We start from the raw sequence: 8,826 nt of genomic DNA, 5'->3' as shown, positions 1-8,826 counted from the left end.
AGATGTGTATAAGAGACAGCCCCAGCCTCCACCCCCTCCCGAACCTGCGGAGAAGGATGCCGCCGAGACCGGGACCGGCGACGATCCCGAGCCGGAGGACGAGCCCGAGCCGCACGCCGATTCCGAGCCGCACCACGATTCCGAGCCGCACGCCGAGGCCGAGGCCGGCGAGAAGCTCCTGGACGCAGAGTCGGCGGACGACCCTCAACCAGAACTTGAAGGTCTGGCCGAGGAAGGCTCCGCCCCGGGAGCCGAGGCCGACCCCGCGGACCCGACCAACCCTCGACTCGAGGTCGAGACTCCTGGGACACCGGGCCAGAACCCTGAACCCGAGGTTGAGGCTCCTCCGGAGCCGCCACCGCTCCCCGTGCGCCCGGTGCGCCGTATCCCCGCCAGTGGTGAGCGTGTCGGCGCCTACACTCTCGGCGAGTCGCTCGGCCACGGCGGCTTCGCCCACGTCTACCGAGCCGGGGCCGACGACGCCACGGAGGTCGCGGTCAAGGTCCTGACCGGCCTGCCCGACGACGCCCGGGACCGGTTCGAGCAGGAGGCGCAGCTTCTCGAGCGGCTTGACGGGCGCGGCTTCCCGCACTTCGTCGCCTCGGACATGGAGGCCGCGCAGCCGTGGTTCGCGATGGAGCTCGTGCCCGGCAGCACGCTGCTGGAACGCGTGCGGGCCCAGGGGCCGCTGTCCGGCCGTGCCGCGCTCCGCCTGGCGGAGCAGGTGGTCGACGCGCTGCTGGTGCTGCAGGACGAGCGCTGCCTGCATCGCGACCTGAAGCCCGCGAACATCATGGTCGACGGCGAGCGCGCCGTCCTCATCGATCTGGGCATCGCCAAGGTGTTCGACGCCGCCACCTCGACACAGCCCGCCGGAACGGTGTCGTACATGGCTCCGGAGCTGTTCGGGCGCCGCGTGCATCCCCGCTCGGACGTGTACAGCCTGGGCCTGCTGCTCGTGTTCGCGACCACGGGAGCGCTGCCCCCGGACCTGAACTTCCTGGGGCGGGACCTGACCGTCGAGGACCTGATCGAGCCGGGACCCGGCACGGATCCCGGCCAGGCGCCGCCCGAGATCGACCGGCACCTGCTCCCGCTGATCCTGGCCATGACCCGGTACCAGCCGGCTCACCGGCCACCGCTGGCGAACATCGCGGGCGTGGTGCGCGCCCGGCTGCACGGCGTGGACGCCGATCCCACCCTGCTGCTCAAGGAACGGCTCGTCGCGGACGGGGTGACGGCCGGCGAGCGCGCCGCCATCCCCCCGACCGCCGTCCTGGCCGCATCGCCCGAGCGGCCGACGAAGGTCCTCGGCGCGGACGACACTCCCCCGGGCCGCTCCCAGGAGCCGTGGCACGCCCTCGTGTACGACCGGGAGCTCATGAACGTCCTGTCCGAGGTGCACGCCGACGGCTTCGACGGCGCCGCGTCCCAGGTCATCGCCGACCACGTCGCACAGCTCGGTGCGGATGCGGCCGACGGCCACACCCCGGCGGAGATCAAGGACTGGATCTGGCAGGCGATGCGGTGGCGGGCGGCCACGCCGCCGGACGGTCACGCGGACACGCTGCGCGGCTGGCGGAAGTTCCGGAAACCCGAGCCCGCACCGCCGTCGTACGCGCCGCGGACCAGTCCCGTCAAACATCTCGGTCCCGCACCCCGCACGAGCTCGGTGAAGCATCTGGGTCCGGCCCCCACAACGGACCTGCCGGCTACGCCGGCCGCGTCTGCCACCTCGGCGCTGCCGCGCTCGAAGCCGCCGTCGCTCCAGCCACGGTCGGCCCAGCCACGGTCGGCCCAGCCACGGTCGGCCCAGCCAGGGTCGACAGCCCGGCCCGCCTCACCCGCACCTGCCGGCACGCCGGACGTGGGCGCCACGCGGCCTATGCCGCCGGTAGGACGGGCGCCGGCCCCGTCCGCACCGGCCAGGACGCAGCCCGTTCCCGCCCGGAGCCCGGTGCGCGCCCCGGTCCCCGAGCGCCCTGCCCCGCAGGGACCGGCGGCGCCCCCGCCCGGTGCCGCACCACGGCCGCGCCGGGCCTCCCGGTTCACCGGAGCCCTGCTGCGCTGGATACCACGCCTGCTGCTGGCGGCCGCGGCGCTCCTGACCGTGGGCGTGGTGGGCCCGACGGGGCTGGTGTCATGGCTGGCCTACGTCACCGCCCTCCCGGTCGGTGTGGTCCGGCCCGCGGAGGGCCCGCTGGTCGCGGCGGCCGCGCTGCTCGTGGCCGCGATGCTGCGTTCGGCCGGGCACCGGATGCACGTCTGGTTCTACGTGCTGGGCCTGCTGCTCGTGAGTGGCGGCGCCGTGCTGCTGGCCGGCTGAGCCGGCCGCACCGGACTCACAGGAACGTCCGGGGAAAATGCCTGGCGTCCATCCAGGATCGGGTGCCAGGGTGAGCCTCACGGTCCCCGGACGGGGACCGGCCAACGTCCCGCCGGCCCGGCCGGTGGGCTCCCTGGAAGGAGGTGGCGTCATGGACGACGGCCTGACGCTCGCCGCACACCCCTCGCGCTCCGCGGGCACGGCTGCGGCAGATGCCACCCACCAGGGGTCGCGCATCCCGCGATAAGACACGCGAAGGTGTCTCGCGCCCGCGCGGCCTCCGATCCCGGAGCGCACGGCGATCACCCGGTCGCCGGCTCTGCTCCAGCTTCCGAGGAGTACCTCCCTTGCCCCGTTTTCCCGCAGTCCCTGACTCCCCCTACCTGATCGCGCGTCGTGAGCGCGCCGCGAGCCCGGAGACGGCCGAGCCCGCCGTCGTCGAGCCCGGCCCCGGCCAGCGATGGTCCACCTGGCGATCGGTGGCCAAGGGCCAGCGTGGCCCCGAACCACGGCCCGGCTGGCTGGTCACCTCCGACGCCGCTCTCGACACCGAACTCGGCATCCTCAAGACCGGCAAGGAGGCGGACGCGTTCCTGATCGAGCGCGCCGTGCCGGGCTCGCCGCGCGCCTGCCTGCTGGTCGCCAAGCGGTACCGCGCGCGGGAGCACACCACGTTCCGCCGTGACGGCGACTACACCGCGGGCCGGCGCTCCCGGCGCACCCGCGACCAGCGCGCCGTCGAGGACCGCAGGTCCCGCTGGGGCCGCGCGGTGGCGGCCACCCAGTGGGCCGACGCCGAGTTCGTCGCCATGACGGCGGCCTGGGAGGCGGGAGCGCCCGTGCCGTACCCGGCGCAGATCGACGGGACGGAGGTCCTCATGGAGTTCGTCGGCGACACGGACCCGGACTCGGGCGAGGTCGTCGCCGCGCCGCGGCTCGCCCGGGAGCGCCCGGACGCCGACCTGCTGGAGTCCTACTGGGAGCAGCTCGTGGCGGGCATGTCGGTGCTGGCCCGGCTCGGGTACGCGCACGGCGACCTGTCGCCGTACAACGTGCTGGCGCACGGGGAGCGGCTCGTGATCATCGACCTGCCCCAGGTGGTGGACCTCGCCTCCAACCCGTTCGCGTCGGAGATCCTCCTGCGCGACTGCCGCACCATGTGCGCCTGGTTCTCCTCGCGGGGCCTCGAGGCGGATCCGGAGGAGCTCTTCGCGGACCTGCTGGCACAGGCCTGGTGACGCACAGGCCTGGTGACGCGCAGGCGGGTCAGCCGGCCGGCGTGGCACTCGGCGACGGCGTCGGGTCGCCGGTCACCTCGCCCTTGTCGAACAGGCCGCCGAGGCCACCCGCGTCCGGGTCGTCTGCGGGCGGCGGCGGGCCGGTCTCGTCCTCGGGCGCGGGAGGCGGGCTCTGCGACGGGTCACCGGCCGGCTCATCCGAGGACGGGTCGGAGGGTACCTCCGAGGGCGTGTCCGTGGGCAGGCCGGAGGGCGCGTCGGTGGGCAGGTCGTACGTCTCGTCGCCCGGCTGCTGCGACGGCTCCCGTGACGGCTCCTGTGACGGCTGCTCGGACGGCTCGCCGCCAGGCGACTCGGAGGATTCCATCACCGGACCGGTGGTCGTCGTCGTCCCGGCGGGCAGCTCCTCCGCCGGGACGTGGCGCACCTGGGTGATCGCCGACGCGGCGTCCAGGACGGAGGTGCGCTGCGCCTCCAGGTCCCGGATGTGCTGCTCGCGACGCTCCTGGCTCGCGCCGTCGGGCAGTTCCTCCTGCACGCCGTGCGATGCCTCGTCGAGCGCGTCGCGCAGACGTCGCAGCGTGTCCGGGGACGCCCCGGCGGACTGCTCGGCGGCGGTGTAGACGGCCTCGCCGGCTGCGATCGTCTCGACGGACCGGACGCGGGACTCGCCGAGCAGCCGGTCGACGGAGGCGGGCGGAGCCTCCTGGCCTGCGACGACGTCCGCGGTCACGATCGCCGGTATCCGCACGGTCTGGATCACGGCTCCCGCCTCGTAGCGCGGCCGGTCCTCGATCATCAGGGCCACCGCCCCGCCGGCGCACAGCATCGTCACCACGAACGCGCCGGCGCCGGCCACGACGGCGGACCGCCGCTCGTAGACCCACTGGCCGATCCCGTGCCTGTACGTGCCCATCGCGCGCCACTCTAGCGCCCGTGGTTAAATATAAGTGTCTACTTATGGAGGGATCCTCATGCCCATCACGATCGACCCCGCCGCCACCGCCGGGCTCGTCACCCGCGAGGTCCGAACCGGCGAACGTGCGGGCGCCCCCACGAAGATCGTCGTCGCACGCCGTACGTACCAGGCCGCGCGCGCCGATGTCTGGGACGCGGTGACCGGCGCCGAACGCCTCCCCCGCTGGTTCGCACCGGTCACCGGCGAACTGCGCCTCGGCGGGCGCTACCACGTCCAGGGCAACGCCTCCGGCACCGTGGAGAGCTGCACACCGCCCGAGTCCTTCGGCCTCACCTGGGAGATCGGGGGAGGCACGTCCTGGGTCACGGTCCGCCTGACCGAGGCCGGCGGCGGCACCGTGCTCGAGCTCACCCACGAGTCCGGCGTCGACCCCGACTTCTGGACCCGGTTCGGCCCGGGCGCCGCCGGGGTCGGCTGGGACCTGGCCCTCATGGGACTGGGCCTGCACCTGGCCACCGGCGAGCCGAACGACCCGGCTGAGGCCGAGGCCTGGTGCGTGAGCCCACAGGGCAAGGAGTTCGTGCGGCCCGCCGCCGACGACTGGGCCCGCGCAGCGGTCGCGGCCGGTGAGCAGGACGATGCCGCCCACGCCGCGGCGGACCAGGTCTTCGCGTTCTACACCACCCCACCGGAGGGATGACCGCATCCCCCGCCGAGCCGCCCGACTCCGCCCGCAGGGGCCTCTTCGAGGCGCTCGGCGACCCGGTACGGCGCCGCCTGCTGGAGCTGCTCGCCGGCGGCGAGCAGCCGGCCGGTGCCCTCGTCGCCGCGCTCCAGGCGCGCGTGAACATCTCCCAGCCGGCCGTCTCGCAGCACCTGCGCGTGCTGCGGGACGCCGGCCTGGTCCGCGTCCGCGCCGAGGGCACGCGCCGCCTCTACGCGGTGGACCAGGCGGGCACCGCCGACGCCCGGGAGTGGCTCGCCCGCTTCGAGGATGCCTTTGCCCAACCGCTCGATGCCCTCGCCACGGAGCTCGCCCGGGGGCGGCGTGAACGGCGCCGGGCGGCGGGGCCCCCGGACGGGAACCGGCGCGAGGCGGGCTGACCCGCGCTTCGCGCCTGGCACACTTTTACCGCCGCGGCTCTCCGGCCACCGCGCGCAGAGCCTGGTCCAGGTCCGCCCACAGGTCCTCGACGTCCTCCAGGCCCACCGACAGCCGGATCAGTTCCTCCGGGATGCCCGCGTCCGCACGGGAGTCGGCGTCCATGATGTGGTGGCTGATCGACGCGGGGTGTTGGATCAAGCTGTCCACGCTCCCGAGGCTCACGGCCGGGGTGATCAGCCGCACCGCGCCGATCAGGGCTGGCGCGTCGCCGGCCACCTCGAACGCGACCATCGCGCCGCCGCCGGTCATCTGGTCCGCGGGACGCGGCGCCCCGCCCAGGCCGGGGTAGTGGACACGCGCGACCGCGGGATGTCCGGCGAGGCGCCGGGCGAGCTCGGCCGCTCCCGCGGACTGTGCCCGCATCCGCACGGGCAGTGTCGTCAGCCCCCGGTGCAGCTGATATCCGGCGTGCGGGTCCAGCACCCCGCCGGTGACGAACCGGACCTGCCGCAGCGTGCGGGCGAACTCCTCGGAGCACGCGACCACCCCGCCCATCACGTCACCGTGGCCGCCCAGGTACTTGGTGGCGCTGTGCAGCGTCATCGCCGCGCCGTGCGCCAGGGGCCGCTGCAGCGCGGGCGTCGCGAACGTGTTGTCCACCAGCACCGGTACGGGAGCGCAGGCGTCCGCCAGCTCCTGGATCCCGGCCTCGCCCAGCGTCGGGTTGGCCGGCGTCTCCACCACCACCAGCCCCGTGTCCTCGCGGATGGCCGACGGCGCCTCCTTGGCCGAGGTGAACGTCGTGGTGTTGCCCAGCAGCCCGGAGTCCAGCAGATGGTCGCTCGTGCCGTACAGCGGACGCACCGCCACGACGTGCGGCAGGCCCGCCGACACCCGCGCCAGCAGGACCGCCGACAGGGCGGCCATCCCGCTCGCGAACGCGACGGACGCCTCGGCGCCCTCCAGCTCGGCCAGCGCCTGCTCGAACCGGCGCACCGTGGTGTTGGCCGCACGGGCGTAGATGGGCGGGCCGCCGTCGTCCTTCCCCTCGGTGAACGCGTCCAGCCGGGCGGCCTCAGCCTTCGCGTCCCGGGACGGGTAGGTGGTGGACAGGTCGAGCGGCGGGGCGTGCAGGCCGAGGTCGGTGAGATCGTCCCGTCCGGCGTGCACGGCGCGGGTGGCGACGGACCGCTCCGCGGATGAGCCTGTGTGCGTATCCATGGCGTACTTCTCGCACAGGATGCGCGGTTTTCGGACGTCGTCTGGTAGACATTCGGTCCATGACCCGAGAAGTGCGCCTGGATTCGGTCGACCTGGCGATCCTGCGCGAGCTGCAGGAGGACGGCCGCCTGGCGAACAAGGCGCTCGCCAGGCTGGTCGGGGTCGCGCCCTCGACCTGCCTCACCAGGACCCAGCGGCTGCAGGAGGCGGGCGTGATCCGCGGCTACCGGGCCGAGATCGACCCTGCCGCCGTCGGGCGCGGGCTGCAGGCCGTGCTGGCGATCCGGCTCGCCGCGCACTCCCGGCCGCTCCTGGGACCGTTCGTCGAGTGGGCACGGCAGCTTCCGCAGACCCGGGCGGTGCACCACGTCACCGGGCCCGACGACTTCCTGGTCCACGTGGCCTGCACCGACACCGACGACCTCCAGCATCTCGTGCTCGACCTGACCGCCCGCCGGGAGGTGGGCCGGGTCCAGACGGACCTGGTGTTCGCCTCCTGGACGGGCGGCCCCGTGGCCCCGTCCTGACGCGCGCCGTCCTGACGCGCGCCGTGTCACGCCCTCCGGGCCGGTGTCCTCAGGCCGAACCGCTGGGCGACGGCGACGGTGCCGGCGAGGGGCTCGACGGCGCCGGGGACGGTGCGGGTGTGGGCGACGTCGCGGGAGTCGGCGTGGGTGCCGGGGTGGGCGCCGGGCCGCTGTCCCCGCCGTCCCCTCCCGTGCCGCCCGAACCGCCGGAGCTCGTGTCCCCGCCGCCCGGTCCCGAGCCGTCCGTGGCGGAGCCACCCGCGCCGTCGGCACGGACGGTGTCCTCACCGGCGGTACCGGCGGACGGCTCGCCGCGTCCGGTTCCGCCCACCGCGGTCACGTCGTCGGGCACGACCGCCGCGGTCGTGGTGCCCGGCGGAAGCTCGGAGCCCGGGACGGTGCGGACGGCAGTGATCCGGGCGGCGGCGTCGAGGATCTGCGTGCGCAGCCCGTTCAGCTCCGCCGCGCGCTGCGCACGCTGGTTCTCGGTCGCGTCACGGTCGAGCTCGCCGTCCAGCGCGACGGACGCCTCGTCGAGCGCCTCACGCAACGTCTCCAGCACGTGGGACGGCGCGGTCCCGCGGGCCGCCGCGTAGACCTGCTCACCCGCCCTGACCGCCTCCGCGAGCCGCGCTGTCGCCTTCGCCAGACCGCCGGGCAGGTCCTGCGCCCCGGCCCCGTCAAGGTCCTCGGCCGACATGATCATCGGAATCGGCAGCGGGCTGGCCGTCGCCGCGGCCACGGCCGGGTCCCCGTCGCCGGCCCGGACCGCCAGCGCCAGGCCGCCGCCGCAGACGACGACGGCCACGAGCGCGCTCACGCCGGAGACCACCACCGGCCGGCGCCGGTGTGTGGGCTTCTCCCCCTGTGCTGCGAAGATCTCCATTTCCCCTGCTCCCCCTTGATTCGCCATGACGGGCACGATAAGCAGCACCCCGGACCCGTGCCCGGCGAGTCGTGATATAGCGGATCACCGGAAGTCCCGCGAGGGGCCGGCCGTGGTCAGGCTCAGCGGCGCCAGATGCTCGGCCAGGAGATTGACCGCGCCGTCGGCCGACTCCACCCGCCCGCGCACCACCATGGCCCGCGCCGACCGCGCCACCTTCCGGAACCTGCGCCACAGCCCGGCCGTGCAGATCACGTTGAGCAGCCCGGTCTCGTCCTCCAGCGACAGGAACGTCACGCCACCCGCGGTGCCGGGCCGCTGCCGGTGCGTCACCACGCCCCCGACCGCGACCCGCCGGCCCGGCTCGGTGGCCACCACCTGCGCCACCGTGCACACCCCCGCCGCGCTCAGGCCCTCGCGCACGTACTGGGTCGGGTAGGAGTCGGGCGTCACGCCCGTCGCCCAGGCGTCCGCCTGAACCACCTCCGTCTCCGCCATTCCCGGCCTGTCTCTTATACACATCTGACGCTGCCGACGATAAGGGATTAAAAAAATTACCTGAGTGTAAATTGACTGTAGTAGATTGAGATTGAAAGAGAAGATC

8 protein-coding genes and 1 pseudogene are annotated in these 8,826 nt (G+C 74.2%); 5 read left to right on the top strand and 4 right to left on the bottom strand.

Going from position 1 to position 8,826, the window contains the following annotated elements; all coding sequences use genetic code 11:
* Window positions 1–2,326: serine/threonine-protein kinase (locus tag HGK34_RS21295; RefSeq protein ID WP_201851257.1), on the top strand; the 2,326-nt coding region annotated here is incomplete at its 5' end.
* A gap of 347 nt (window positions 2,327–2,673) precedes the next feature.
* The gene (locus tag HGK34_RS21290; protein WP_244667040.1) at window positions 2,674–3,564 is read left to right on the top strand and encodes a serine protein kinase RIO; all 891 of its coding nucleotides are present in this window, start codon (window positions 2,674–2,676) and stop codon (window positions 3,562–3,564) included.
* Between the two features lie 28 nt (window positions 3,565–3,592).
* Here HGK34_RS21290 and HGK34_RS21285 read toward each other — a convergent pair whose 3' ends face one another.
* Window positions 3,593–4,480 (bottom strand): hypothetical protein, encoded by an 888-nt coding sequence (locus tag HGK34_RS21285; protein WP_201851250.1) that lies wholly within the window; start codon window positions 4,478–4,480, stop codon window positions 3,593–3,595.
* A gap of 58 nt (window positions 4,481–4,538) precedes the next feature.
* Here HGK34_RS21285 and HGK34_RS21280 point away from each other — a divergent pair, with 58 nt between their 5' ends.
* Window positions 4,539–5,183, top strand: coding sequence for an SRPBCC family protein (locus HGK34_RS21280; protein ID WP_201851249.1), 645 nt, complete (start codon window positions 4,539–4,541; stop codon window positions 5,181–5,183).
* Window positions 5,180–5,587, top strand: coding sequence for an ArsR/SmtB family transcription factor (locus HGK34_RS21275; protein WP_201851248.1), 408 nt, complete (start codon window positions 5,180–5,182; stop codon window positions 5,585–5,587). The genes HGK34_RS21280 and HGK34_RS21275 overlap by 4 nt, the downstream gene beginning before the upstream one ends.
* A 25-nt stretch (window positions 5,588–5,612) precedes the next feature.
* Here HGK34_RS21275 and HGK34_RS21270 read toward each other — a convergent pair whose 3' ends face one another.
* The gene (locus tag HGK34_RS21270) at window positions 5,613–6,809 is read right to left on the bottom strand and encodes a trans-sulfuration enzyme family protein (RefSeq protein WP_201851247.1); all 1,197 of its coding nucleotides are present in this window, start codon (window positions 6,807–6,809) and stop codon (window positions 5,613–5,615) included.
* Between the two features lie 59 nt (window positions 6,810–6,868).
* On the opposite strand from HGK34_RS21270, the gene HGK34_RS21265 reads away from it, so the two are divergent.
* Window positions 6,869–7,336: an Lrp/AsnC family transcriptional regulator gene (locus tag HGK34_RS21265; RefSeq protein ID WP_201851244.1), complete on the top strand. Its 468-nt coding sequence runs from the start codon at window positions 6,869–6,871 to the stop codon at window positions 7,334–7,336.
* 49 nt (window positions 7,337–7,385) lie between these two features.
* Here HGK34_RS21265 and HGK34_RS21260 read toward each other — a convergent pair whose 3' ends face one another.
* Window positions 7,386–8,222, bottom strand: coding sequence for a hypothetical protein (locus tag HGK34_RS21260; protein WP_201851242.1), 837 nt, complete (start codon window positions 8,220–8,222; stop codon window positions 7,386–7,388).
* Between the two features lie 84 nt (window positions 8,223–8,306).
* Window positions 8,307–8,726: pseudogene (locus tag HGK34_RS21255) on the bottom strand (OB-fold nucleic acid binding domain-containing protein); the annotation flags it as partial.
* Between the last annotated feature and the right edge of the window lie 100 nt (window positions 8,727–8,826).

This window comes from Myceligenerans indicum, assembly GCF_016742955.1.
Classification (GTDB): domain Bacteria; phylum Actinomycetota; class Actinomycetes; order Actinomycetales; family Cellulomonadaceae; genus Myceligenerans; species Myceligenerans indicum.
Note: the sequence above shows the minus strand (reverse complement) of the source record. Positions and strands in the feature narration are given on the sequence as shown.

Excerpts from the sequence above, each read along its gene's own strand:
- HGK34_RS21280 (WP_201851249.1), top strand. The coding sequence starts at position 4,539 with ATGCCCATCACGATCGACCCCGCCGCCACCGCCGGGCTCGTCACCCGC.
- HGK34_RS21275 (WP_201851248.1), top strand. The coding sequence starts at position 5,180 with ATGACCGCATCCCCCGCCGAGCCGCCCGACTCCGCCCGCAGGGGCCTC.
- HGK34_RS21265 (WP_201851244.1), top strand. The coding sequence starts at position 6,869 with ATGACCCGAGAAGTGCGCCTGGATTCGGTCGACCTGGCGATCCTGCGC.
- HGK34_RS21285 (WP_201851250.1), bottom strand. The coding sequence starts at position 4,480 with ATGGGCACGTACAGGCACGGGATCGGCCAGTGGGTCTACGAGCGGCGG.
- HGK34_RS21270 (WP_201851247.1), bottom strand. The coding sequence starts at position 6,809 with ATGGATACGCACACAGGCTCATCCGCGGAGCGGTCCGTCGCCACCCGC.
- HGK34_RS21260 (WP_201851242.1), bottom strand. The coding sequence starts at position 8,222 with ATGGAGATCTTCGCAGCACAGGGGGAGAAGCCCACACACCGGCGCCGG.